The sequence below is a fragment of the Enterobacter sp. Acro-832 genome (assembly GCF_011752745.1).
Classification (GTDB): domain Bacteria; phylum Pseudomonadota; class Gammaproteobacteria; order Enterobacterales; family Enterobacteriaceae; genus Enterobacter; species Enterobacter quasiroggenkampii.
The window spans coordinates 1,086,954-1,110,832 of sequence record NZ_VWWX01000001.1 but is presented as its reverse complement, the minus strand read 5'-3'; the positions used below and the strand labels follow the sequence as shown (position 1 = coordinate 1,110,832).

21 protein-coding genes are annotated in these 23,879 nt (G+C 58.9%); 19 read left to right on the top strand and 2 right to left on the bottom strand.

Annotated features, from left to right (window positions below; genetic code table 11):
- The first annotated feature begins 58 nt into the window (after positions 1-58).
- The 11 genes from nuoC to nuoN all read left to right on the top strand — a co-directional run bounded on the left by nuoC (position 59) and on the right by nuoN (position 13,779).
- Positions 59-1,861, top strand: coding sequence for an NADH-quinone oxidoreductase subunit C/D (nuoC, locus tag F3J31_RS05070; protein ID WP_023312537.1), 1,803 nt, complete (start codon positions 59-61; stop codon positions 1,859-1,861).
- A 2-nt stretch (positions 1,862-1,863) separates the two neighbouring features.
- The gene (nuoE, locus tag F3J31_RS05065) at positions 1,864-2,364 is read left to right on the top strand and encodes an NADH-quinone oxidoreductase subunit NuoE (protein WP_008500208.1); all 501 of its coding nucleotides are present in this window, start codon (positions 1,864-1,866) and stop codon (positions 2,362-2,364) included.
- Entirely contained in the window at positions 2,361-3,698 is a 1,338-nt protein-coding gene (gene nuoF, locus F3J31_RS05060) for an NADH-quinone oxidoreductase subunit NuoF (protein ID WP_008500209.1), read from the top strand. Before nuoE ends, nuoF begins: the two co-directional genes overlap by 4 nt.
- Positions 3,699-3,753: 55 nt before the next feature.
- Positions 3,754-6,477, top strand: coding sequence for an NADH-quinone oxidoreductase subunit NuoG (gene nuoG / locus F3J31_RS05055; RefSeq protein WP_021241554.1), 2,724 nt, complete (start codon positions 3,754-3,756; stop codon positions 6,475-6,477).
- Complete coding sequence (gene nuoH / locus F3J31_RS05050; protein WP_008500211.1) at positions 6,474-7,451, top strand: NADH-quinone oxidoreductase subunit NuoH; 978 nt, start codon at positions 6,474-6,476, stop codon at positions 7,449-7,451. Before nuoG ends, nuoH begins: the two co-directional genes overlap by 4 nt.
- Positions 7,452-7,464: 13 nt before the next feature.
- Positions 7,465-8,007: an NADH-quinone oxidoreductase subunit NuoI gene (nuoI, locus tag F3J31_RS05045; RefSeq protein ID WP_003861491.1), complete on the top strand. Its 543-nt coding sequence runs from the start codon at positions 7,465-7,467 to the stop codon at positions 8,005-8,007.
- Between the two features lie 10 nt (positions 8,008-8,017).
- Positions 8,018-8,572: an NADH-quinone oxidoreductase subunit J gene (gene nuoJ / locus F3J31_RS05040; RefSeq protein ID WP_008500212.1), complete on the top strand. Its 555-nt coding sequence runs from the start codon at positions 8,018-8,020 to the stop codon at positions 8,570-8,572.
- A complete protein-coding gene (gene nuoK, locus F3J31_RS05035; protein ID WP_003861496.1) occupies positions 8,569-8,871 on the top strand; it encodes an NADH-quinone oxidoreductase subunit NuoK in 303 nt (100 codons plus the stop codon). Before nuoJ ends, nuoK begins: the two co-directional genes overlap by 4 nt.
- Positions 8,868-10,709 carry an NADH-quinone oxidoreductase subunit L gene (gene nuoL, locus F3J31_RS05030; RefSeq protein WP_023325763.1) on the top strand — a complete coding sequence of 614 codons (1,842 nt, stop codon included), beginning with the start codon at positions 8,868-8,870 and terminating at the stop codon, positions 10,707-10,709. The genes nuoK and nuoL overlap by 4 nt, the downstream gene beginning before the upstream one ends.
- 76 nt (positions 10,710-10,785) lie before the next feature.
- Entirely contained in the window at positions 10,786-12,315 is a 1,530-nt protein-coding gene (gene nuoM / locus F3J31_RS05025; RefSeq protein ID WP_008500214.1) for an NADH-quinone oxidoreductase subunit M, read from the top strand.
- Between the two features lie 6 nt (positions 12,316-12,321).
- On the top strand, positions 12,322-13,779 hold the full coding sequence (gene nuoN / locus F3J31_RS05020) for an NADH-quinone oxidoreductase subunit NuoN (protein ID WP_024908971.1): 1,458 nt from the start codon (positions 12,322-12,324) through the stop codon (positions 13,777-13,779).
- A 99-nt stretch (positions 13,780-13,878) separates the two neighbouring features.
- Here nuoN and F3J31_RS05015 read toward each other — a convergent pair whose 3' ends face one another.
- Together F3J31_RS05015 and rbn are read right to left on the bottom strand one after the other, a co-directional pair.
- A complete protein-coding gene (locus tag F3J31_RS05015; protein ID WP_032652809.1) occupies positions 13,879-14,883 on the bottom strand; it encodes a chemotaxis protein in 1,005 nt (334 codons plus the stop codon).
- 64 nt (positions 14,884-14,947) lie between these two features.
- Positions 14,948-15,865: a ribonuclease BN gene (rbn, locus tag F3J31_RS05010; RefSeq protein ID WP_167211688.1), complete on the bottom strand. Its 918-nt coding sequence runs from the start codon at positions 15,863-15,865 to the stop codon at positions 14,948-14,950.
- A 71-nt stretch (positions 15,866-15,936) separates the two neighbouring features.
- Here rbn and F3J31_RS05005 point away from each other — a divergent pair, with 71 nt between their 5' ends.
- From F3J31_RS05005 to menE, 8 genes are all read left to right on the top strand, one after another.
- Positions 15,937-16,398, top strand: coding sequence for a GNAT family N-acetyltransferase (locus F3J31_RS05005; RefSeq protein WP_023344582.1), 462 nt, complete (start codon positions 15,937-15,939; stop codon positions 16,396-16,398).
- Positions 16,399-16,451: 53 nt separating this feature from the next.
- Entirely contained in the window at positions 16,452-16,757 is a 306-nt protein-coding gene (gene elaB / locus F3J31_RS05000; RefSeq protein WP_008500219.1) for a stress response protein ElaB, read from the top strand.
- Between the two features lie 86 nt (positions 16,758-16,843).
- On the top strand, positions 16,844-18,139 hold the full coding sequence (menF, locus tag F3J31_RS04995) for an isochorismate synthase MenF (protein ID WP_167211685.1): 1,296 nt from the start codon (positions 16,844-16,846) through the stop codon (positions 18,137-18,139).
- Positions 18,140-18,227: 88 nt separating this feature from the next.
- Positions 18,228-19,898, top strand: coding sequence for a 2-succinyl-5-enolpyruvyl-6-hydroxy-3-cyclohexene-1-carboxylic-acid synthase (gene menD / locus F3J31_RS04990; RefSeq protein ID WP_063622166.1), 1,671 nt, complete (start codon positions 18,228-18,230; stop codon positions 19,896-19,898).
- Entirely contained in the window at positions 19,895-20,671 is a 777-nt protein-coding gene (gene menH, locus F3J31_RS04985) for a 2-succinyl-6-hydroxy-2,4-cyclohexadiene-1-carboxylate synthase (protein WP_167211682.1), read from the top strand. The genes menD and menH overlap by 4 nt, the downstream gene beginning before the upstream one ends.
- On the top strand, positions 20,668-21,525 hold the full coding sequence (gene menB, locus F3J31_RS04980) for a 1,4-dihydroxy-2-naphthoyl-CoA synthase (protein WP_039023994.1): 858 nt from the start codon (positions 20,668-20,670) through the stop codon (positions 21,523-21,525). Before menH ends, menB begins: the two co-directional genes overlap by 4 nt.
- A complete protein-coding gene (gene menC / locus F3J31_RS04975) occupies positions 21,525-22,490 on the top strand; it encodes an o-succinylbenzoate synthase (RefSeq protein ID WP_167211679.1) in 966 nt (321 codons plus the stop codon). The genes menB and menC overlap by 1 nt, the downstream gene beginning before the upstream one ends.
- Positions 22,487-23,848, top strand: coding sequence for an o-succinylbenzoate--CoA ligase (menE, locus tag F3J31_RS04970; protein ID WP_167211676.1), 1,362 nt, complete (start codon positions 22,487-22,489; stop codon positions 23,846-23,848). Before menC ends, menE begins: the two co-directional genes overlap by 4 nt.
- Positions 23,849-23,879: the final 31 nt, after the last annotated feature.

Sequence of the window (23,879 nt, the reverse complement as noted above, 5' to 3'; positions counted from 1 at the left end):
CATATCACTACTCAAATAGCGCGAAGCCAGGCTCAACAGTCACCACGGACCATTTGCAATGGTGAACAATATGACCGACTTAACCGCGCAAGAAGCCGCCTGGCAGACCCGGGATCATCTGGATGACCCAGTCATTGGCGAACTGCGCAACCGTTTTGGGCCGGATGCCTTTACTGTTCAGGCTACCCGCACCGGGGTACCCGTTGTTTGGGTGAAGCGTGAACAATTGCTGGAAGTTGTCGATTTCCTCAAGAAATTGCCAAAACCGTACGTCATGCTGTTTGACTTACACGGCATGGATGAACGTCTCAGAACGCACCGCCAGGGTCTCCCTGCTGCGGATTTTTCCGTTTTCTACCACCTGATCTCAATAGACCGTAATACGGATATCATGCTCAAGGTGGCATTGTCTGAAAACGACATGCATCTGCCGACGATCACCAAACTTTTCCCGAACGCCAACTGGTACGAGCGTGAAACCTGGGAAATGTTTGGCATGACCTTTGACGGCCACCCGCACCTGACGCGCATCATGATGCCGCAGACCTGGACCGGCCACCCGCTGCGTAAAGACTACCCGGCACGTGCCACCGAATTCGATCCGTTTGAGCTGACCAAAGCCAAGCAGGATCTGGAGATGGAAGCGCTGACCTTCAAACCGGAAGACTGGGGCATGAAGCGCGGTACCGACAACGAGGACTTCATGTTCCTCAACCTCGGTCCAAACCACCCGTCTGCGCACGGTGCATTCCGTATTATTCTTCAGCTCGACGGCGAAGAGATTGTCGACTGCGTGCCTGACATCGGTTACCACCACCGTGGCGCTGAGAAGATGGGCGAGCGTCAGTCCTGGCACAGCTACATTCCGTATACCGACCGTATCGAGTACCTCGGCGGCTGCGTCAACGAAATGCCATACGTGCTGGCCGTTGAGAAACTGGCGGGTATTGTTACGCCGGATCGCGTTAACGTGATTCGCGTCATGCTGTCAGAACTGTTCCGTATCAACAGCCACCTGCTGTACATCTCCACGTTCATTCAGGACGTCGGCGCGATGACCCCGGTCTTCTTCGCCTTTACCGACCGTCAGAAAATCTACGATCTGGTAGAAGCTATTACCGGTTTCCGTATGCACCCGGCCTGGTTCCGTATCGGCGGTGTGGCACACGATCTGCCGCGCGGCTGGGACCGTCTGCTGCGTGAATTCCTCGACTGGATGCCGAAACGTCTGGCGTCTTACGAGAAAGCCGCGCTGCGCAACACCATCCTGAAAGGCCGTTCCCAGGGCGTTGCTGCCTACGGCGCGAAAGAGGCGCTGGAGTGGGGGACGACAGGGGCAGGTCTGCGCGCAACCGGTATTGATTTCGACGTGCGTAAAGCCCGTCCTTACTCTGGCTACGAGAACTTCGACTTTGAAGTCCCGGTAGGCGGCGGCGTGTCCGACTGCTACACCCGCGTGATGCTGAAAGTGGAAGAGCTGCGCCAGAGTCTGCGCATCCTTGAGCAGTGCCTCAACAACATGCCGGAAGGCCCGTTCAAGGCGGATCACCCGCTGACGACGCCGCCACCGAAAGAGCGCACGCTGCAACATATCGAAACCCTGATCACCCACTTCCTGCAGGTTTCCTGGGGTCCGGTCATGCCGGCGCAAGAATCCTTCCAGATGATTGAAGCGACCAAGGGTATTAACAGTTACTACCTGACCAGTGACGGCAGCACCATGAGCTACCGTACCCGCGTGCGTACGCCGAGCTTTGCGCACCTGCAGCAGATCCCGTCCGCCATCCGCGGCAGTCTAGTCTCCGACCTGATTGTGTATCTGGGTAGTATCGATTTTGTTATGTCAGATGTGGACCGCTAATTATGCACGAGAATCAACAACCACAAACCGAGGCTTTTGAGCTGAGTGAAGCAGAACGTGCCGCCATTGAGCACGAGATGCACCACTACGAAGACCCGCGTGCGGCGTCCATTGAAGCGCTGAAAATCGTACAGAAACAGCGTGGTTGGGTGCCGGATGGGGCGATCTATGCGATCGCGAAAGTGCTGGGTATTCCGGCAAGTGACGTAGAAGGCGTAGCCACGTTCTACAGCCAGATCTTCCGTCAGCCGGTAGGCCGCCATGTGATCCGCTACTGTGACAGCGTGGTCTGCCACATCACCGGTTATCAGGGCATTCAGGCTGCGATTGAGAAGAAGCTCAATATTAAGCCGGGCCAGACCACGTTCGATGGTCGCTTTACTCTGCTGCCAACCTGCTGCCTGGGTAACTGCGACAAGGGGCCGACCATGATGATTGATGAGGACACTCACAGCCATCTGACGCCGGAAGCGATTCCTGACCTGCTGGAGCAGTACAAATGAAAACTGTAATTCGTACTGCTGAGACGCATCCGCTGACCTGGCGTCTGCGTGATGACAAACAGCCGGTATGGCTCGACGAATATCAGAGCAAAAACGGCTATGCCGGTGCGCGTAAAGCCCTTGGCGGCATGGCGCCGGACGACATCGTTAACGCGGTAAAAGAGTCTGGCCTGAAAGGCCGCGGCGGCGCGGGCTTCTCCACTGGTCTGAAGTGGAGCCTGATGCCAAAAGACGAATCCATGAACATCCGTTACCTGCTGTGTAACGCCGATGAAATGGAGCCGGGCACCTATAAAGACCGCCTGCTGATGGAGCAGCTACCGCATCTGCTGGTGGAAGGCATGCTGATCTCCGCGTTTGCGCTGAAAGCGTACCGTGGTTACATCTTCCTGCGCGGTGAGTACATCGAAGCAGCGGAAAACCTGCGTCGCGCGATTGCCGAAGCCACCGAAGCGGGACTGCTGGGCAAAAACATCCTGGGCACCGGGTTTGACTTCGAACTGTTCGTGCACACCGGTGCCGGGCGTTATATCTGCGGTGAAGAGACCGCGCTGATTAACTCCCTGGAAGGCCGCCGCGCGAACCCGCGTTCCAAGCCACCGTTCCCGGCCAGCTCCGGCGTGTGGGGGAAACCGACCTGCGTAAACAACGTCGAAACCCTGTGTAACGTTCCGGCTATTCTCGCGAACGGCGTGGAGTGGTATCAGGGCATCTCCTCAAGCAAAGATGCCGGTACCAAGCTGATGGGCTTCTCCGGTCGCGTGAAAAATCCTGGCGTCTGGGAACTGCCGTTCGGTACTACCGCGCGCGAAATTCTTGAAGACTACGCCGGTGGCATGCGCGATGGCCTGAAATTTAAAGCCTGGCAGCCGGGTGGGGCAGGGACAGACTTCCTGACCGAAGCCCACCTTGACCTGCCGATGGAATTCGAAAGCATTGGTAAAGCAGGCAGCCGTCTGGGTACGGCGCTGGCGATGGCCGTCGACCACGAGATCGGCATGGTGTCGCTGGTGCGTAACCTGGAAGAGTTCTTCGCCCGTGAGTCCTGCGGCTGGTGTACACCGTGCCGTGATGGTCTGCCGTGGAGCGTGAAGATCCTGCGTGCAATCGAACGTGGCGAAGGCCAGCCTGGCGATATCGAAACACTTGAGCAACTGTGTCGATTCTTAGGCCCGGGTAAAACCTTCTGTGCCCACGCACCGGGTGCCGTCGAACCTCTGCAGAGCGCGATCAAATATTTCCGCGACGAGTTCGAAGCAGGCATCAAGCAGCCGTTCAGCAATACCCATGCGATCAATGGGATTCAGCCGAACCTGCTTAAAGCGCGCTGGTAACGACAAGAATTTTGATTAACGCTCGGTTTCGACCGAGCCAACTGGAAGCATGCTAATGGCTACGATTCATGTAGACGGCAAAGAATACGAAGTCAACGGGGCGGACAACCTGCTGGAAGCTTGTCTGTCTCTTGGCCTCGATATTCCGTACTTTTGCTGGCATCCGGCGCTGGGCAGCGTCGGTGCTTGCCGCCAGTGTGCGGTGAAGCAATATCAAAACGCGGAAGACACGCGTGGTCGCCTGGTGATGTCCTGTATGACGCCAGCCACCGAAGGCACCTTTATTTCGATTGATGACGAAGAAGCCAAACAGTTCCGCGAAAGCGTGGTGGAGTGGTTGATGACCAACCACCCGCACGACTGTCCGGTTTGTGAAGAGGGCGGTAACTGCCACCTTCAGGATATGACCGTGATGACCGGTCACAGCTTCCGTCGCTATCGCTTTACCAAGCGTACCCACCGTAACCAGGATCTGGGGCCGTTCATCTCTCACGAAATGAACCGCTGCATCGCCTGCTATCGCTGCGTGCGTTACTACAAAGACTATGCAGACGGTCAGGATCTGGGCGTGTATGGCGCGCATGACAACGTCTACTTCGGTCGTCCGGAAGACGGCGTGCTGGAGAGCGAATTCTCCGGTAACCTGGTAGAAATCTGCCCGACCGGCGTCTTCACGGATAAAACTCACTCCGAGCGTTACAACCGTAAATGGGACATGCAGTTTGCACCAAGCATCTGCCAGCAGTGTTCCCTCGGCTGTAACACCAGCCCGGGTGAGCGCTACGGCGAACTGCGTCGTATTGAAAACCGCTACAACGGTACCGTTAACCACTACTTCCTGTGCGACCGCGGTCGTTTCGGCTATGGCTATGTGAACCTGAAAGACCGTCCGCGTCAGCCGGTTCAGCGCCGTGGCGACGACTTCATTACCCTGAACGCAGAACAGGCGATGCAGGGCGCGGCAGATATTCTGCGCCAGTCGAAGAAAGTGATCGGTATCGGCTCCCCGCGCGCCAGCATCGAAAGCAACTTCGCGCTGCGCGAGCTGGTCGGGGCGGAAAACTTCTATACCGGCATCGCCCAGGGCGAGCAGGAACGTCTGCAGCTGGTACTGAAAGTGCTGCGTGAAGGCGGTATCCATACCCCTGCGCTGCGCGAAATCGAATCCTATGATGCGGTCCTGGTGCTGGGTGAAGACCTGACCCAGACCGGCGCCCGCGCGGCTCTGGCGGTTCGTCAGGCGGTGAAGGGTAAAGCACGTGAAATGGCAGCGGCGCAAAAAGTGGCTGACTGGCAGATTGCGGCGATCCTGAACATCGGTCAGCGCGCGAAGCATCCTCTGTTTGTGACCAACGTCGACAATACCCGTCTGGACGATATCGCGGCGTGGACCTACTGCGCACCGGTTGAAGATCAGGCGCGTCTTGGTTTTGCCATTGCCCACGCGCTGGACAACAACTCACCGGCCGTTGAGCTGGATCGCGACCTGCAAAACAAGGTTGACGTGATTGTTCAGGCCCTGGCCGGTGCGAAGAAACCGCTGATTATTTCCGGTACCAACGCCGGTAGCGCAGAGATCATTCAGGCCGCAGCCAACGTGGCCAAAGCCCTGAAAGGCCGCGGTGCTGACGTCGGTGTGACCATGATTGCCCGTGCGGTGAACAGCATTGGTCTGGGCATGATTGGCGGCGGCTCGCTGGAAGCTGCGTTAAGCGAACTGGAATCCGGTGCCGCTGACGCCGTGGTGGTGCTGGAAAACGACCTGCATCGTCATGCTTCTGCCGCTCGCGTTGACGCCGCGCTCTCCAAAGCGCCGCTGGTGATGGTGATTGACCATCAGCGCACCGCGATTATGGACAAAGCGCACCTGGTGCTCTCTGCGGCAAGCTTCGCAGAAAGCGACGGTACCGTTATCAACAACGAAGGCCGCGCGCAGCGTTTCTTCCAGGTTTATGACCCGTCTTACTACGACAGCAACACCGTGATGCTGGAAAGCTGGCGCTGGCTGCACTCCCTGCACAGCACCGTGCAGAGCCGTGAAGTGGACTGGACGCAGCTCGACCACGTTATCGACGCGGTGGTGGAAAAACTGCCTCAGCTGGCAGGCATTAAAGATGCCGCGCCTGAAGCGAGCTTCCGCATTCGCGGCCAGAAACTGGCGCGTGAACCGCACCGTTACAGTGGCCGTACCGCAATGCGCGCCAATATCAGCGTGCACGAACCGCGCCAGCCGCAGGATAAAGACACCATGTTCGCCTTCTCCATGGAAGGGAACAACCAGCCGTCTGCGCCGCGTTCGCAAATCCCGTTCGCATGGGCACCGGGCTGGAACTCCCCGCAGGCATGGAACAAGTTCCAGGCTGAAGTGGGCGGCTCCCTGCGCCACGGCGATCCGGGCGTGCGTCTGATTGAAGCTTCCGAAACCGGTCTGGACTTCTTCACCACCGTACCGGCGAGCTTCCAGGCGCAGGACGGTAGCTGGCGTATTGCCCCGTACTACCACCTGTTCGGTAGCGACGAGCTGTCCCAGCGTTCACCGGTCTTCCAGACCCGTATGCCGCAGCCGTACATCAAGCTTAACCCGGCGGATGCCGCGAAGCTTGGCGTTAACGCGGGTGCGAACATCGCCTTTAGCTATGACGGCCAGACCATCAGCCTGCCGCTGATTATTTCTGAAAGTCTGACAGCAGGGCAGGTCGGTCTGCCGATGGGTATGCCTGGCATCGCGCCGGTTCTGGCGGGTGCGCGTCTTGATAATCTGCAGGAGGCAAAAGCATGAGTTGGTTAACGCCGGATCTTATCGACATCCTGCTGAGCATTCTGAAAGCGATTGTTATCCTGCTGGTGGTGGTCACCTGCGGCGCGTTCATGAGCTTTGGTGAACGTCGTCTGCTCGGTCTGTTCCAGAACCGTTACGGACCGAACCGCGTGGGCTGGGGTGGTTCACTCCAGCTGGTCGCGGATATGATCAAGATGTTCTTTAAAGAGGACTGGATCCCGCGCTTCTCGGATCGCGTGATCTTTACTCTGGCACCGATGATCGCCTTCACCTCGCTGCTGCTGGCGTTTGCTATCGTGCCGGTCAGCCCGACCTGGGTGGTCGCTGACCTGAACATCGGCATTCTGTTCTTCCTGATGATGGCAGGCCTCGCGGTTTACGCGGTCCTGTTCGCAGGCTGGTCCAGTAACAACAAATACTCGCTGCTGGGTGCGATGCGTGCTTCCGCGCAGACCCTGAGCTACGAAGTGTTCCTGGGTCTCTCCCTGATGGGCGTGGTGGCGCAGGCCGGTTCATTCAACATGACCGACATCGTCAACAACCAGGCCGACATCTGGAACGTTATTCCGCAGTTCTTTGGGTTTATTACCTTTGCCATCGCGGGCGTGGCAGTGTGTCACCGTCACCCGTTTGACCAGCCAGAAGCCGAACAGGAACTGGCCGACGGTTACCACATCGAATATTCCGGTATGAAATTCGGTCTGTTCTTCGTGGGCGAGTACATCGGTATTGTCACCATTTCCGCGTTGATGGTAACGCTGTTCTTTGGTGGCTGGCATGGCCCGTTCTTACCGCCGTTCATCTGGTTCGCGCTGAAAACCGCGTTCTTCATGATGATGTTCATTTTGATTCGCGCAGCGTTACCGCGTCCGCGTTATGACCAGGTAATGTCCTTCGGCTGGAAAGTGTGCCTGCCGCTGACGCTCGTCAACTTGTTGGTAACGGCCGCTGTCATTCTCTGGCAGCAGCCATAAGGGGCAATAGACCATGACCTTAAAAGAATTACTGGTAGGCTTCGGTACCCAGGTACGCAGTATCTGGATGATCGGCCTGCATGCGTTTGCCAAACGCGAAACCCGGATGTACCCGGAAGAGCCGGTATATCTGCCGCCGCGCTACCGTGGCCGTATCGTGCTGACGCGCGACCCGGACGGTTCCGAGCGCTGCGTTGCCTGTAACCTGTGTGCGGTAGCGTGCCCGGTCGGCTGTATCTCTCTGCAAAAAGCCGAGACGGTAGACGGCCGCTGGTACCCTGAGTTCTTCCGCATCAACTTCTCACGCTGCATCTTCTGCGGTCTGTGTGAAGAAGCGTGCCCAACCACGGCGATTCAGCTGACTCCAGACTTCGAGCTGGGTGAGTACAAGCGTCAGGACCTGGTGTACGAGAAAGAGGATCTGCTGATTTCCGGTCCGGGCAAATACCCGGAATATAACTTCTACCGGATGGCGGGTATGGCAATCGACGGCAAAGATAAGGGCGAAGCAGAGAACGAAGCTAAGCCTATCGACGTCAAGAGCCTGTTACCGTAAGGAGAGGGCAATGGAATTCGCTTTTTATATCTGTGGCCTTATCGCCATCCTGGCTACGCTGCGAGTGATCACGCACACCAATCCGGTGCATGCGCTGCTGTACTTAATCATCTCGCTGCTGGCCATTTCCGGGGTGTTCTTCGCACTGGGCGCGCACTTCGCCGGTGCGCTGGAAATCATCGTCTACGCCGGGGCCATCATGGTGCTGTTCGTGTTCGTGGTGATGATGCTGAACCTGGGCGGCTCTGAAATTGAGCAGGAACGTCAGTGGTTAAAACCGCAGGTGTGGATCGGCCCGGCAATTTTGTCGGCCATCATGCTGGTGGTGATCGTTTACGCCATTCTGGGTGTTAACGATCAGGGCATCGACGGCACGCCGATTGGCGCGAAAGAGGTGGGTATCACGCTCTTTGGCCCATACGTTCTGGCAGTGGAACTGGCCTCAATGCTGCTGCTGGCAGGTCTGGTTGTGGCTTTCCACGTTGGCCGCGAAGAGCGTGCTGGCGAGGTGCTGAGCAACCGCACTGACGACCGCGCGAAAAGAAAAACGGAGGAGCGCGCATGATCCCCTTAACACATGGACTGATCCTCGCTGCGATTTTATTCGTTCTGGGTCTGACCGGTCTGGTTATCCGCCGCAATCTGCTGTTTATGCTGATCGGGCTGGAAATCATGATTAACGCCTCCGCGCTGGCCTTCGTGGTCGCCGGAAGCTACTGGGGCCAGACCGATGGTCAGGTGATGTACATTCTCGCCATCAGCCTCGCGGCTGCCGAAGCGAGTATTGGCCTGGCGCTGTTGCTGCAGCTCCATCGTCGCCGCCAGAATCTGAATATCGATTCAGTAAGTGAGTTGCGTGGATGAACATGCTTGCCTTAACCATTATTTTTCCGCTGATTGGCTTCGTGCTGCTGGCGTTTTCTCGCGGCCGCTGGTCCGAGAATCTGTCTGCAACCGTCGGCATGGGCTCTGTTGGCCTGGCCGCGCTGGTGACAGCGTATGCGGGTATCGACTTCTTTAACAACGGGCGTCAGCCTTTCAGCGTGCCGCTGTGGACCTGGATGTCAGTCGGTGATTTCAACATCGGTTTCAACCTGGTGCTGGATGGTCTCTCCCTGACCATGCTCTCCGTGGTCACCGGCGTCGGCTTCCTGATCCACATGTTCGCCTCCTGGTATATGCGCGGTGAAGAGGGTTACTCCCGCTTCTTCGCCTACACCAACCTGTTTATCGCCAGCATGGTGGTTCTGGTCCTGGCCGATAACCTGCTGCTGATGTATCTGGGCTGGGAAGGCGTGGGTCTGTGTTCTTACCTGCTGATCGGTTTCTACTATACCGATCCGAAGAATGGCGCAGCGGCCATGAAAGCGTTCGTCGTGACCCGCGTGGGTGACGTCTTCCTCGCTTTCGCGCTGTTCATTCTTTACAACGAACTGGGCACGCTGAACTTCCGCGAAATGGTGGAACTGGCGCCAGCGCACTTCGCCGCAGGCAACAACATGCTGTGGTGGGCAACGCTGATGCTGCTGGGTGGTGCCGTGGGTAAATCCGCGCAGCTGCCGTTGCAGACATGGCTGGCCGACGCGATGGCGGGTCCAACCCCTGTCTCCGCGCTGATCCACGCTGCGACCATGGTCACCGCCGGTGTCTACCTGATTGCGCGTACCCATGGCCTGTTCCTGATGACCCCGGAAATTCTGCATCTGGTGGGTATCGTCGGTGCGGTCACGCTGGTGCTGGCAGGCTTTGCCGCGCTGGTGCAGACCGACATCAAACGCGTTCTCGCGTACTCAACCATGAGCCAGATTGGTTACATGTTCCTCGCGCTGGGCGTTCAGGCGTGGGACGCGGCCATTTTCCACCTGATGACGCACGCGTTCTTTAAAGCGCTGCTGTTCCTCTCATCCGGTTCGGTGATTCTGGCCTGCCATCACGAGCAGAACATCTTCAAAATGGGCGGACTGCGTAAGTCCATCCCGCTGGTCTATGTCTGCTTCCTGGTGGGCGGCGCGGCGCTGGCGGCACTGCCGCTGATCACCGCGGGCTTCTTCAGTAAGGACGAAATCCTTGCGGGTGCCATGGCGAATGGTCATATCAATCTGATGGTCGCGGGTCTGGTCGGTGCGTTCATGACCTCCCTGTATACCTTCCGTATGATTTTCATCGTATTCCACGGTAAAGAACAAATTCACGCTCACGCAGGGAAGGGGATTACCCATCATCTGCCGCTGATTGTGCTGCTGGTACTGTCCACCTTCGTTGGCGCGATGATTGTGCCTCCGCTGCAGGGCGTACTGCCAGACACCACCGAGCTTGAGCACGGTCGCGTTCTGACGCTTGAAATCACCTCCGGTGTGGTCGCTATCGCGGGCATCCTGATCGCAGCATGGCTGTGGCTGGGCAAACGTACGCTGGTCACTGCCGTGGCCAACAGTGCGCCGGGCCGTCTGCTGGGCACCTGGTGGTACAACGCGTGGGGCTTCGACTGGCTGTACGACATGATCTTCGTTAAGCCGTTCCTGGGCATCGCGTGGCTGCTGAAGCGCGACCCGCTGAACAGCCTGATGAACATCCCGGCGATCCTTTCCCGCTTTGCAGGCAAAGGCCTGCTGTACAGCGAGAACGGTTACCTGCGCTGGTATGTGGCGTCCATGAGCATCGGTGCGGTTGTCGTGCTGGCGCTGCTGATGGTGTTGCGTTGATCGTTAAGTGAATTTTATTCGAATTCGTTGAAAATCAGGCCCCTGCTGGGGGCCTTAAAAAGGAATGTAAATCGCCATGTTACTACCCTGGCTAATATTAATTCCCTTCATCGGCGGCTTCCTGTGCTGGCAGACTGAACGCTTTGGCGTGAAGATGCCGCGCTGGATCGCGCTGATCACCATGGGATTGACGCTCGCGCTTGGCCTGCAACTGTGGTTGCAGGGCGGTTACTCACTGACCCAGTCTGCGGGTATTCCGCAGTGGCAGTCTGAGTTCATCCTGCCGTGGATCCCACGTTTCGGCATTACGATCCACCTGGCGATTGACGGTCTCTCACTGCTGATGGTGGTGCTGACCGGTCTGCTCGGCGTTCTGGCGGTACTCTGCTCCTGGCGTGAAATCGAAAAATACCAGGGCTTCTTCCATCTGAACCTGATGTGGATCCTGGGCGGCGTAATCGGCGTGTTCCTTGCCATCGACATGTTCCTGTTCTTCTTCTTCTGGGAGATGATGCTGGTGCCGATGTACTTCCTGATCGCGCTGTGGGGCCACAAGGCATCCGACGGTAAAACGCGTATCACGGCGGCAACCAAGTTCTTCATCTATACCCAGGCGAGTGGTCTGGTGATGTTGATTGCCATTCTGGCGCTGGTGTTTGTTCACCACAACGCGACCGGCACGTGGACCTTCAACTACGAAGACCTGCTGAAGACCCCAATGTCTCACGGCGTGGAATATCTGCTGATGCTGGGCTTCTTCATCGCCTTCGCGGTGAAAATGCCGGTGGTTCCGCTGCACGGCTGGCTGCCAGACGCGCACTCTCAGGCGCCAACGGCGGGTTCCGTTGACCTGGCGGGCATCTTGCTGAAAACGGCTGCCTACGGTCTGCTGCGTTTCGCTCTGCCGCTGTTCCCGAATGCCTCCGCAGAATTCGCACCGATTGCCATGTGGCTGGGTGTCATCGGTATCTTCTACGGTGCCTGGATGGCCTTCACCCAGTACGACATCAAGCGTCTGATTGCTTATACCTCCGTTTCCCACATGGGCTTCGTGCTGATTGCTATCTACACCGGCAGCCAGCTGGCGTACCAGGGGGCGGTGATCCAGATGATTGCGCACGGTCTGTCCGCAGCCGGTCTCTTCATCCTGTGCGGTCAGCTGTACGAACGTCTGCACACCCGCGACATGCGTATGATGGGCGGCCTGTGGAGCAAAATTAAGTGGCTGCCAGCGCTCTCCATGTTCTTCGCGGTGGCGACTCTGGGGATGCCGGGCACCGGTAACTTCGTCGGCGAATTTATGATTCTGTTCGGCAGCTTCAAAGTGGTACCGGTGATTACCGTGATCTCCACCTTTGGTCTGGTGTTCGCTTCCGTCTACTCGCTGGCGATGCTGCACCGCGCTTACTTCGGTAAAGCGAAGAGCGAAATTGCTGCACAAGAACTGCCGGGGATGTCGCTGCGTGAGCTGTTCATCATCCTGCTGCTGGTCGTACTGCTGGTGCTGCTGGGCTTCTTCCCGCAGCCGATTCTGGATACCTCGCACAGCGCGATGGGCAATATCCAGCAGTGGTTTGTTAATTCTGTTTCTACTACAAGGCCGTAATTCGCCATGACAATAACTCCACAACAACTGATCGCGCTGCTACCGCTGCTGATCGTCGGATTGACGGTGGTGGTTGTGATGCTCTCCATTGCGTGGCGACGCAATCACTTCCTGAATGCCACGCTGTCGGTCATCGGCCTGAACGCCGCGTTAGTCTCTCTCTGGTTTGTTGGCCAGGGTGGGGCGATGGACGTCACCCCGCTGATGCGCGTTGACGGTTACGCCATGCTGTATACCGGTCTGGTGCTGCTGGCGAGCCTGGCAACCTGTACCTTTGCGTACCCGTGGCTCGAAGGCTACAACGACAACAAAGAAGAGTTTTACCTGCTGGTTCTGATTGCCGCGCTGGGCGGCATTCTGCTGGCGAATGCGAACCACCTGGCCGCGCTGTTCCTCGGCATTGAGCTGATCTCTCTGCCGCTGTTCGGTCTGATTGGTTACGCCTTCCGCCAGAAGCGCTCCCTGGAAGCAAGCATCAAGTACACCATCCTGTCTGCGGCGGCGTCCTCGTTCCTGCTGTTTGGTATTGCGCTGGTGTACGCACAGTCCGGTAACCTCTCCTTTATGGCGCTCGGCAAGAGCCTCGGTGACGGCATGCTGCATGAGCCGCTGCTGCTGGCGGGTCTGGGCATGATGATTGTTGGCCTTGGCTTTAAACTCTCTCTGGTGCCGTTCCACCTGTGGACGCCAGACGTATACCAGGGCGCGCCAGCGCCGGTGTCGACCTTCCTGGCGACGGCGAGCAAAATCGCCATCTTCGGGGTGGTTATGCGTCTGTTCCTGTACGCACCGGTGGGTGACAGCGAAGCGGTTCGCGTGGTGCTGGGCATTATTGCGTTCGTCTCCATCATCTTCGGTAACCTGATGGCGCTGAGCCAGACCAACATCAAACGTCTGCTGGGCTACTCGTCTATCTCTCATCTGGGCTACCTGATGGTGGCGCTGATTGCGCTGCAGAGCGGTGAGATGTCGATGGAAGCCGTGGGCGTTTATCTGGCCGGTTACCTGTTCAGCAGCCTCGGCGCCTTCGGCGTGGTGAGCCTGATGTCCAGCCCGTACCGTGGTCCGGATGCCGATTCACTGTTCTCCTACCGTGGTCTGTTCTGGCACCGTCCGATCCTGTCCGCAGTGATGACCGTGATGATGCTCTCTCTGGCAGGTATTCCGATGACGCTCGGCTTTATCGGTAAGTTCTACGTGCTGGCCGTCGGTGTGCAGGCGCACCTGTGGTGGCTGACTGCGGGCGTGGTGATCGGCTCCGCTATTGGTCTCTACTACTACCTGCGTGTGGCCGTGAGCCTGTACCTGAGCGCGCCTCAGCAGCTCAACCGTGATGCCCCAACCAACTGGCAGTACAGCGCTGGCGGTATTGTGGTTCTCATCTCCGCGCTGCTGGTGCTGATCTTCGGTATCTATCCGCAGCCGCTGATTGATATCGTGCAGCGAGCGATGCCATTAATGTAAAAACATAAAACCCGCCTCGGCGGGTTTTTTATTGCCCAGCGGCGCTACGCTTGCAGGGCCTACGGGTTTTGTAGGTCGGGTAAGCGAAGCGCCACCCGACTAAGCCAGCTGTTTGCGGCTAATCAACGGCCCGTCAATCTTCTTCATCGAGCGGTCCAGCACTTCCTCAATCACTGACGACAGCTCGTTCAGCTCAAACTTCGCGACGTAGCCATCCGCTTTCACCTTACGAATATGGTCTTCGTTGGCGTTGCCGGAAAGGGAAGAGTGGATCACCACCGGAATATCTTTCAGTACCGGGTCGGTTTTGATTTTGCGCGTCAGCGTAAAACCGTCCATCTCCGGCATTTCGAGGTCGGTCAGCACCAGCGCGATCTTATCGGTGATGGGAACGCCTTCGGCCTGCGCCTGTGCGGCCAGAACCCCAATTTTCTCCCACGCCTCTTTGCCGGTGATATGCAACTGCGCCGGGATCTCCATCGCCTGCAGACCTTTCTCAAGCATCGAGCGCGCCACTTTGGAGTCTTCCGCGACGATGGCGACCGCACCCGGCTTGATATGGAATTTGGTGGTTTTCAGATTGGTGGCGTGCAGATCGTGGTTGGCCGGGGTGATGTCGTACAGGATCTGCTCAACGTCCAGCACCATCGCCAGATCGTTGGTATCGCTCTTCTCGTCAAGACACGCAATGCTGGTGATGTAGCGACCGCTGACGGCGGTTTCCGCCGCGTGCACCTGCTTCCAGTCCAGACGCATGATGTTCTCAACCGACTCCACGGCAAACGCCTGCACGCTGCGCGCGTATTCGGTGATCAGCAGGATATTCAGCCCGGTGGTAGGCTTACAGCCTGCCACGGCGGCGAGGTCGATCACCGGGATCACCTGATCGCGAATATTCACCATTCCCATCAGCGGTGATTTCATTCCGGCGGGTTTCGTGAACTCCGGCATCGGCACAATTTCACGCAGCTTAAAGACGTTAATGCCAAACAGCTCAGATTTATTTTCGTTAAGAGAGGTGCCAAGACGGAACAGCAACAGTTCAAAACGGTTCGACAGGGTCAGATTCGCCCTGTCATCAATATCTTTCTGGAAATTATCCATTCTACCCTCGAGAGAAATGCTGACCTTTTAATCGTTATCGGCATCCTGAGGGAAAAATGAAGGACTAAACGCTGACCTGAGCGAAATCTTCGGCCAGCTCACATTCCGGGAACAGCGCGCGACACTCTGCCAGCAGCTTTTCACAGCCCCGCGCGTCGTAGCGCGAGCTGACGTGGGTGACGATGAGCCTCCCGACGCCCGCGTCACGGGCAAGCTGCGCCGCCTGTCGCGTGGAGCTGTGGCCCCGGCCGTTGGCTTTCTCTTCCATCGCCGCTTCGAGGGTCGCTTCATGTACCATCACGTCCACGCCCTGGGCCAGCGTGAGCGCCGCCCGGCACGGGGCCGTGTCGCCAAAAATAGCCAGCTTCTTGCCGGGCTGCGGTGCGGCGAGATAATCCTGACCGTTGATGACGCGCCCGTCCTCCAGCGTGACGGTCTCACCGTGCTTCAGGCGCTGGAACAGCGGTCCGGGTTTTACGCCATCGGCCATCAGCGCGGCGGCGTCCAGCGCGCCGGGTTTGTCATGCGCGTCAATACGGTAGCCATAGCACTCGACAGGGTGATTGAGCGGCTGAGCGCTCACCTTATAATCGCCGTCATCGAAAATCAGGCCTTCGCTAATCTCAACGACCTCCAGCGGATAATCCGTCCACGACCCGCTCAGGCGCAGTGTGGTTTCAACAAATTCACGAATACCCGCAGGCCCGTAAATCGTCAGCGGGTTGGCGTTACCGGCCATCGAGCGGCTGCACAGCAGGCCGGGAAGGCCAAACAGATGGTCGCCATGCAGATGGGTGATAAAAATTTTATCCAGCTTGCCGGGATGATAAGCGGTGTGTAACAGCTGATGCTGCGTCCCTTCACCACAGTCAAACAGCCACAGCCCGCCGCGGGTGGGGTGTTTAAGATCCAGCAGTATCGCCGTCACATTTCGTGAGCGGGTTGGCACGCCCGCGGACGTACCCAGAAAAATCAGTTCCATAACGCAATCAGCCCTTTGCCGAACGGGGAGGGGTTTAGTATAACGTGATGAACCCCAGGAAGGAGACTGACATGATCCAGTGGCAAGATTTACACCATAGTGACCTCACCGTTCATTCACTTTACGCCGTGCTGAAACTACGCTGCGAAGTGTTCGTGGTTGAACAGACCTGCCCGTATCAGGACATCGACGGCGACGATCTCGTCGGCGAGAACCGCCATATCCTCGGCTGGCGGAATAACGAGCTGGTGGCGTATGCGAGGATTCTGAAAAGCGAAGACGATTTTGAGCCTGTCGTCATTGGCCGCGTCATCATCAGCGGCAAAGCGCGCGGTGAAAAACTGGGCTATCAGCTGATGGAGAAAACGCTGGAGGCATGCCAGAAACAGTGGCCGAACAAGGCGTTATACCTGGGCGCGCAGGCGCACCTGCAGTCCTTCTACGGCCACTTTGGTTTCGTGCCGGTCACCGAGGTGTACGATGAAGACGGCATTCCCCACATCGGCATGGCGCGGGAAGCGAAGCAGGCGTAATGACGAGTCGTTGGCTATAGTTAGCGGACTGGTGTACTAACATGGAGAAAAATATGTCATTTCAATCCTGGGATACCCGTATCGACGACGACCTGGCCTTACTGAGCGAAACGCTGGAAGAGGTGTTACGTTCCTCGGGCGACCCTGCCGATCAGAAATATATTGAGCTAAAAGCCCGCGCCGAGCAGGCGCTGCATGAAGTGAAAAACCGCGTCAGCCATGCGTCTGATACCTACTACTACCGCGCCAAAAAAGCGGTGTACCGTGCCGATGATTACGTGCATGAAAAACCGTGGCAGGGTATTGGAGTCGGTGCTGCCGTCGGGCTGGTACTGGGGCTGCTCTTAGCCCGTCGTTAAGCCGCTTAACCACTCCCTATACGTGGGTACTGCTATTTATTGCCAGTACCCCGTATAATACGAGGTTTTAACAGGGAGAGGTTCGCGTGAATTCGATTTTCCTCGCGCTGGAGCAATTGCGTACCCAGCTTTCGCAAGCGTTACCCGCAACACCCGGCATACGTCATTTCGACGTCTCTTTCCCGTTAAACGACGCCTTCGACCCTCTCGCCTGGCTTGGGGCGCAGCAGTGCTATCCGCAATTTTACTGGCAGCAGCGTAACGGCGATGAAGAGCTGGCTGCGCTGGGGGCGGTGATCCCCTTTTCCTCTCTGGCGTTAGCCACGCAGTTTTTGCGCGAGCAAAACGCGGCAGGTGATACCCGTATCTGTGGCCTGAACGCCTTTACTCCGGAGCAGGGCAGCCTCTTTTTACCGCGACTGCTCTGGCGACGTACCGCCGGCACCGCTACGCTGCGTCTGCAGCTGTGGAGTGATTATTCACTTCAGGAAGATGCCCTCGCCGCGCGGGATTTTTTAGAGCAACTCCGTCCTGCGAGATCTATCCGTCCGCTGTCCGTTCAGGTTGAGCACGAAACCCATCAGCCGCAGCAGGCCGAATGGCTGACGCTTATCCGCAGAGCGACAGAGACCATCGCGCGCGGTGATTTTGAAAAGGTGGTTCTCGCCCGGGCAACCGATATCCGGTTTACACAGCGCGTTAACCCTGTCGCGCTGATGGCGGCCAGCCGCGCCCTGAATTTACATTGCTACCATTTCTGCATGATTTTCGACGCCAGCAACGCGTTTCTTGGCTCGACCCCCGAGCGTCTCTGGCGGCGGCGCGGCACGCTGCTGCGCACCGAAGCGCTGGCGGGCACCGTCGCCAGCCATGCCGATGATGGCCAGGCGCAGCGTCTCGGCGAGTGGCTGCTGAACGACGATAAAAACCAGCGCGAAAATATGCTGGTCGTGGAAGATATTTGCCAGCGTCTTCAGCACTACACGCAGACGCTTGAGGTACTGCCCCCCCAGGTGGTGCGCCTGCGTAAAGTGCAGCATTTGCGCCGCTGTATCTGGACCGAACTCAAACAGGCCGACGACGAGCAGTGCCTGCATATGCTACAGCCGACGGCGGCCGTTGCCGGTTTGCCGCGACAGCCTGCGCGCGAATTTATTCGGAAGGTTGAGCCCTTTAACCGCGAGTGGTACGCCGGTTCAGCCGGGTATTTATCGCCTGACCAGAGTGAATTTTGCGTGGCGTTGCGCTCCGCTCGCGTTCAGGATGACTCCCTGCGGCTCTACGCCGGGGCCGGCATTGTCAGCGGGTCTGACCCGGAACAGGAGTGGCAGGAGATCGAAAACAAAGCGGCCGGATTGCGCTCTCTGCTCCTTAGGGATTAATACTGATTCGCGCAATCCCGATTCATATCAAAATTCCAATTTTTTCTATTATTTATACTGTGTCGCATTCTTGATACCGGACAATCTCATGTCAGTAAGTTCTTTTAACCGACGCTGGGCGGCGGTGATCCTTGAAGCCCTGACGCGCCACGGCGTCAGGCACGTGTGTATTGCACCGGGTTCTCGCTCAACGCCGCTGACGCTGGCGGCCGCCGAAAACCGGGCGTTGATTCATCACACCCACTTTGATGAGCGTGGCCTCGGGCATCTCGCGCTGGGTCTGGCGAAGGTCAGCAAAGAACCTGTGGCGGTGATTGTCACTTCCGGTACTGCCGTGGCGAACCTCTATCCGGCTCTGATTGAAGCCGGGTTAACCGGTGAAAAGCTGATTCTGCTGACGGCCGATCGTCCTCCTGAGCTTATCGACTGCGGCGCCAATCAGGCCATCCGTCAGCCGGGACTCTTTTCTTCGCATCCTTCGCAGACGATTTCGCTGCCCCGTCCCACCCAGGATATTCCGGCAAGCTGGCTGGTCTCCACCGTCGATCATGCCATGGAGACGCTGCGCAGCGGGGCGCTGCATATTAACTGCCCGTTTGCCGAGCCCCTGTACGGCGAGCTGGACGATACGGGTCTTGACTGGCAGCAGACCCTCGGCGACTGGTGGCAGAGTGAGAAACCGTGGCTGCGCGAGCAGACGCACCTTGAGAGCGCGAAACAGCGCGACTGGTTCTTCTGGCGGCAGAAGCGCGGCGTGGTTATCGCCGGGCGCATGAGCGCCGCCGAAGGCAAGCTGGTCGCCGAGTGGGCGCAAACCCTGGGCTGGCCGCTGATAGGCGATGTGCTTTCCCAGACCGGGCAGCCGCTGCCGTGCGCGGATCTCTGGCTGGGTAATGCCAAAGCGGTCACCGAGCTGTCGCAGGCGCAGATTGTGGTCCAGCTTGGATCGAGTTTAACCGGCAAACGGTTACTGCAGTGGCAGGCCACCTGCACACCGGACGAATACTGGCTGGTGGACGCGCTGGAAGGGCGTCTTGACCCGGCGCACCATCGCGGTCGTCGTCTGGTCAGCCGTATCGACGCCTGGCTGGCGCTCCATCCGGCTGAAAAACGCAAACCCTGGGCGGTTACCCTCCCGGACCTGTCGCGTCAGGCGTGGGAACTGACCCATGCGCGCTGTGAAGCGTTCAGCGAGGCCGGGCTGGCGCACCGTATTCGCCAGTACCTGCCCGAGCAGGGGCAGCTGTTTGTCGGCAACAGCCTGGTCGTGCGGCTGATAGACGCCTTTTCACAGCTGCCAGCAGGTTACCCGGTGTACAGCAACCGTGGCGCCAGCGGCATCGACGGGCTGATCTCCACGGCAGCAGGCGTGCAGCGCGCCAGCGCGAAATCGACGCTGGCCATCGTGGGGGATCTCTCCGCGCTCTACGATCTCAACGCGCTGGCGCTGCTGCGTCAGGCGTCAGCCCCGTTCGTGCTGATTGTGGTCAACAACAACGGCGGGCAGATTTTCTCCCTGCTGCCTACGCCGCAGAGCGAGCGCGAGCGCTTCTATCTGATGCCGCAGAACGTGCAGTTCGAACACGCCGCGGCGATGTTTAGCCTGAAATATCATCGCCCGGAAAGCTGGGAACAGCTGGGTGCCGCGCTCGGTACAGCCTGGAAACAGCCCGGCGCGACGCTGATTGAGCTGGTGGTGAACGAGGCTGACGGTGCGCAGACCCTGCAAAGCCTGCTGGCGCAGGTGAGCCAGCTGTGATCCTCTCGGGCGTGCAGCAGGCCGGAAAACCAGGCTATCCCTGGCTGGTCTTTTTGCACGGTTTTTCCGGCGATTGCCGCGAGTGGCAGGGTATTGGGGAGCGACTCTGTGACTACCCCCGGCTGTATCTGGATCTGCCGGGTCACGGTGGATCCCGGCACCTGGGCGTCGAGGGCTTCGACGAGATGAGCGCGTTGCTCACCCGAACTCTGATTAGTTACAACATACTGAAATTCTGGCTCGTCGGGTACTCCCTCGGCGGCCGCATTGCGATGTTCCATGCCTGCCAGCAGCCAAAGGGGCTATTGGGCCTGACGGTAGAAGGGGGACATCCTGGCCTGCAGGATGCCGATGCGCGACAGGCGCGGCTGGCATCCGACCGCCGCTGGGCAGCACGTTTTCGCAACGAACCGCTGGATAAGGTGTTCGCTGACTGGTACCAACAGCCCGTGTTTGCCTCCCTGACGGACGTCCAGCGCGACGCGCTGATCACCCTGCGCAGCCAGAACAGCGGCGCGGCGCTGGCGATGATGCTCGAGGCAACGTCGCTGGCTGTGCAGCCCGACCTGCGTGCTGCCCTGAGCGCGCGCGATTTCTCTTTTGATTATCTCTATGGCGAACGTGATGAGAAGTTTGCGGCCCTTGCCGCGGAGCTGAATGCTGTTCGCCATGCAATTCCCAACGCCGGACACAACGCCCACCGGGAAAACCCCGATGCGGTTGCGGCAAGTCTGGCTCAGATACTGCGTCTTCGAATAAAGGACACTCTATGATCTACCCTGATGAACACATGCTTTACGCTCCGGTTGAATGGCAGGACTGCTCCGAAGGCTACACCGACATTCGTTACCACAAATCCACCGACGGCATTGCCAAAATCACCATCAACCGCCCGCAGGTGCGTAACGCCTTCCGTCCGCTGACCGTGAAAGAGATGATTCAGGCCCTGGCGGATGCGCGCTACGACGACAACATCGGCGTGATTGTCCTGACCGGCGAAGGCGAGAAAGCGTTCTGCTCCGGTGGCGATCAGAAAGTGCGCGGTGACTACGGCGGATACCAGGACGACGCGGGTACGCATCACCTGAACGTCCTCGATTTCCAGCGTCAGATCCGCACCTGTCCAAAACCGGTGGTGGCGATGGTGGCGGGCTACTCTATCGGCGGTGGCCATGTGCTGCACATGATGTGCGACCTGACCATTGCCGCCGAGAACGCCATCTTTGGCCAGACGGGCCCGAAAGTGGGATCTTTCGATGGCGGCTGGGGGGCCTCCTACATGGCGCGCATCGTCGGTCAGAAAAAAGCCCGCGAAATCTGGTTCCTGTGCCGTCAGTACAACGCGCAGGAAGCGCTGGATATGGGCCTGGTGAACACCGTGGTGCCGCTTGCCGAGCTCGAAAAAGAGACCGTGCGCTGGTGCCGTGAAATGCTGCAAAACAGCCCGATGGCGCTGCGCTGCCTGAAAGCGGCACTCAACGCCGACTGTGACGGTCAGGCGGGTCTGCAGGAGCTGGCGGGCAATGCCACCATGCTGTTCTACATGACCGAAGAGGGTCAGGAAGGGCGCAACGCGTTTAACGAAAAACGCCAGCCGGACTTCAGCAAATACAAACGGAATCCGTAATGCGTCGCGCGCAGGTTTACCGCTGGCAGATACCGATGGACGCGGGCGTGGTGCTGCGTGAACGGCGGTTAAAAACCCGTGACGGCTTCTTCGTGCATCTGCAGCAGGGCGAGCGGGAAGGCTGGGGCGAGATTTCGCCTCTGCCGGGCTTTAGCCTCGAGTCGCTGGATGACGCTCAGACGGCCTTGCTGGCGTGGGCGGACGCGTGGCGCGAGGGTGCAAATCCGGCGCTGCCGGAGGTGCCTTCCGCGGCCTTTGGTATCAGCTGCGCGCTGGCGGAGCTGGACGGCAGCCTGCCGGAAGCGGGGAATTACCGCGCGGCGCCGCTCTGCACGGGCGATCCGGACGAGCTGTTCGCGCTGCTCTCCGCCATGCCGGGCGAGAAGGTGGCGAAAATCAAAGTCGGGCTCTATGAAGCGGTGCGCGACGGCATGGTCGCCAACCTGCTGCTGGAGGCGATCCCCGATCTGCATCTGCGTCTGGACGCCAACCGCGCCTGGACGCCGCTTAAGGCGCAGCAGTTTGCGAAGTACGTCAACCCGGCCTACCGGAGCCGCATTGCCTTCCTGGAAGAGCCGTGCAAAACCCGCGAGGATTCGCGCGCGTTTGCCCGCGAAACGGGGATTGCCATCGCCTGGGATGAAAGCCTGCGCGAGGCCGATTTTGAATTTGCAGCAGAGCCCGGCGTCAGCGCGGTGGTGATTAAACCGACGCTGACCGGTAGCCTGGCGAAAGTGCGCGAGCAGGTCGCGGCGGCGCATGCCTTAGGGCTGACGGCGGTGATCAGCTCGTCGATTGAGTCCAGCCTTGGGCTAACCCAGCTGGCGCGCGTGGCCGCCTGGCTAACGCCGGATACGGTTCCTGGCCTCGACACGCTGAACCTGATGCAGGCTCAGCTTCTCCGCCCGTGGCCGGACAGCGCGCTGCCGTGCCTCGACGTCGCGGCGCTGGAGCCGTTGCGATGAGTTTTACCGACTGGCCGTGGCGACACTGGTGCGCGCTGTTTGCCGATAAACCGGCCCTGAGGCTGAACGACGAGGTGCTCAGCTGGCAACAGCTATGCGCGCGCATCGACAGCCTTGCGGCAGGCTTTCACCGGCAGGGGGTGGAGGAGGGCTGCGGCGTGCTGCTGCAGGCCCATAATCATCCGCAAACCCTGCTGGCGTGGCTGGCGCTGCTCCAGTGCGGGGCGCGTATTCTTCCCGCTAATCCGCAGCTACCGCGCCCGCTGCTGGACGTGCTGCTCCCGCAGATGACGCTGCGCTTTGCGCTGGTGCTGGGCGGCAGCTACGACGCTCTTCCTGCCCTGTGCATGCGCGAGACAGCCGATGCGTATTGCGCTGCGTGGCAACCGGCGCGGCTGGCCTCCATGACGCTGACCTCCGGCTCCACCGGGCTGCCGAAGGCGGCGGTCCATACCTGCGAGGCCCACCTTGCCAGCGCGCGCGGCGTTTTGGCGCTGATGCCCTACGGTGAAGACGACGACTGGCTGCTTTCGCTGCCGCTGTTTCACGTTTCCGGCCAGGGGATCTTATGGCGCTGGCTGCAGGCCGGCGCGCGGTTAACCGTACGCGAGAAACAGCCTCTGGAGCAGGCGCTGTGCGGCTGCTCCCACGCCTCGCTGGTACCAACCCAGCTTTGGCGCTTGCTGAATGCCCACCAGCCTGTCGCACTGAAAGCGGTGCTGCTGGGCGGGGCGGCCATCCCTGTTGAATTGACCGAACAGGCGCGAGAGCAGGATATACGCACCTTCTGCGGTTACGGTCTGACCGAGTTTGCCTCTACCGTCTGTGCGAAAGAGGCGGACGGCGAGCCGGACGTGGGCTGTGCGCTGCCGGGCAGAGAGGTGCAGGTCGTTAACGGTGAAGTCTGGATCCGGGCGAAAAGCATGGCCTCAGGCTACTGGCGGGATGGCGAACTGATTCCGCTGACCAACGCGCAGGGATGGTTCGCCACACGCGATCGCGGCGAATGGCATGACGGCCGTCTGACGATCCTTGGCCGCATGGACAACCTCTTTTTTAGCGGCGGAGAAGGGATCCAGCCGGAATCGCTGGAGCGCGTTATCGCCACGCACCCGCAGGTTAACCAGGTGTTTATCGTTCCGCTGGACGACGCTGAATTCGGGCAACGCCCGGTGGCGGTCGTGGAGTGCGAGCCGGGAACGGATATCACCTGCTTACCCAACTGGGTCAGGGACAAGGTGGCGCGTTTTGAGCAACCCGTCCGCTGGCTGCTGCTGCCGACTGAACTCAAAAATGGCGGCATTAAAGTTTCGCGCCGCGCGCTGCAGGAATGGGTTAACGCAACGCTGAAGGGATAATAGCCGTTTCAAATAGTTACAATCTACTGAC

What these genes read in the sequence shown, in the direction of transcription:
- F3J31_RS05015 (WP_032652809.1), bottom strand. Translation starts at nt 14,883, where the DNA reads ATGGATAATTTCCAGAAAGATATTGATGACAGGGCGAATCTGACCCTG.
- rbn (WP_167211688.1), bottom strand. Translation starts at nt 15,865, where the DNA reads ATGGAACTGATTTTTCTGGGTACGTCCGCGGGCGTGCCAACCCGCTCA.
- nuoN (WP_024908971.1), top strand. Translation starts at nt 12,322, where the DNA reads ATGACAATAACTCCACAACAACTGATCGCGCTGCTACCGCTGCTGATC.
- nuoF (WP_008500209.1), top strand. Translation starts at nt 2,361, where the DNA reads ATGAAAACTGTAATTCGTACTGCTGAGACGCATCCGCTGACCTGGCGT.
- menC (WP_167211679.1), top strand. Translation starts at nt 21,525, where the DNA reads ATGCGTCGCGCGCAGGTTTACCGCTGGCAGATACCGATGGACGCGGGC.
- menB (WP_039023994.1), top strand. Translation starts at nt 20,668, where the DNA reads ATGATCTACCCTGATGAACACATGCTTTACGCTCCGGTTGAATGGCAG.
- elaB (WP_008500219.1), top strand. Translation starts at nt 16,452, where the DNA reads ATGTCATTTCAATCCTGGGATACCCGTATCGACGACGACCTGGCCTTA.
- nuoK (WP_003861496.1), top strand. Translation starts at nt 8,569, where the DNA reads ATGATCCCCTTAACACATGGACTGATCCTCGCTGCGATTTTATTCGTT.
- nuoH (WP_008500211.1), top strand. Translation starts at nt 6,474, where the DNA reads ATGAGTTGGTTAACGCCGGATCTTATCGACATCCTGCTGAGCATTCTG.
- nuoG (WP_021241554.1), top strand. Translation starts at nt 3,754, where the DNA reads ATGGCTACGATTCATGTAGACGGCAAAGAATACGAAGTCAACGGGGCG.
- F3J31_RS05005 (WP_023344582.1), top strand. Translation starts at nt 15,937, where the DNA reads ATGATCCAGTGGCAAGATTTACACCATAGTGACCTCACCGTTCATTCA.
- menD (WP_063622166.1), top strand. Translation starts at nt 18,228, where the DNA reads ATGTCAGTAAGTTCTTTTAACCGACGCTGGGCGGCGGTGATCCTTGAA.
- nuoI (WP_003861491.1), top strand. Translation starts at nt 7,465, where the DNA reads ATGACCTTAAAAGAATTACTGGTAGGCTTCGGTACCCAGGTACGCAGT.
- nuoL (WP_023325763.1), top strand. Translation starts at nt 8,868, where the DNA reads ATGAACATGCTTGCCTTAACCATTATTTTTCCGCTGATTGGCTTCGTG.
- menE (WP_167211676.1), top strand. Translation starts at nt 22,487, where the DNA reads ATGAGTTTTACCGACTGGCCGTGGCGACACTGGTGCGCGCTGTTTGCC.
- nuoC (WP_023312537.1), top strand. Translation starts at nt 59, where the DNA reads ATGGTGAACAATATGACCGACTTAACCGCGCAAGAAGCCGCCTGGCAG.
- nuoE (WP_008500208.1), top strand. Translation starts at nt 1,864, where the DNA reads ATGCACGAGAATCAACAACCACAAACCGAGGCTTTTGAGCTGAGTGAA.
- nuoJ (WP_008500212.1), top strand. Translation starts at nt 8,018, where the DNA reads ATGGAATTCGCTTTTTATATCTGTGGCCTTATCGCCATCCTGGCTACG.
- nuoM (WP_008500214.1), top strand. Translation starts at nt 10,786, where the DNA reads ATGTTACTACCCTGGCTAATATTAATTCCCTTCATCGGCGGCTTCCTG.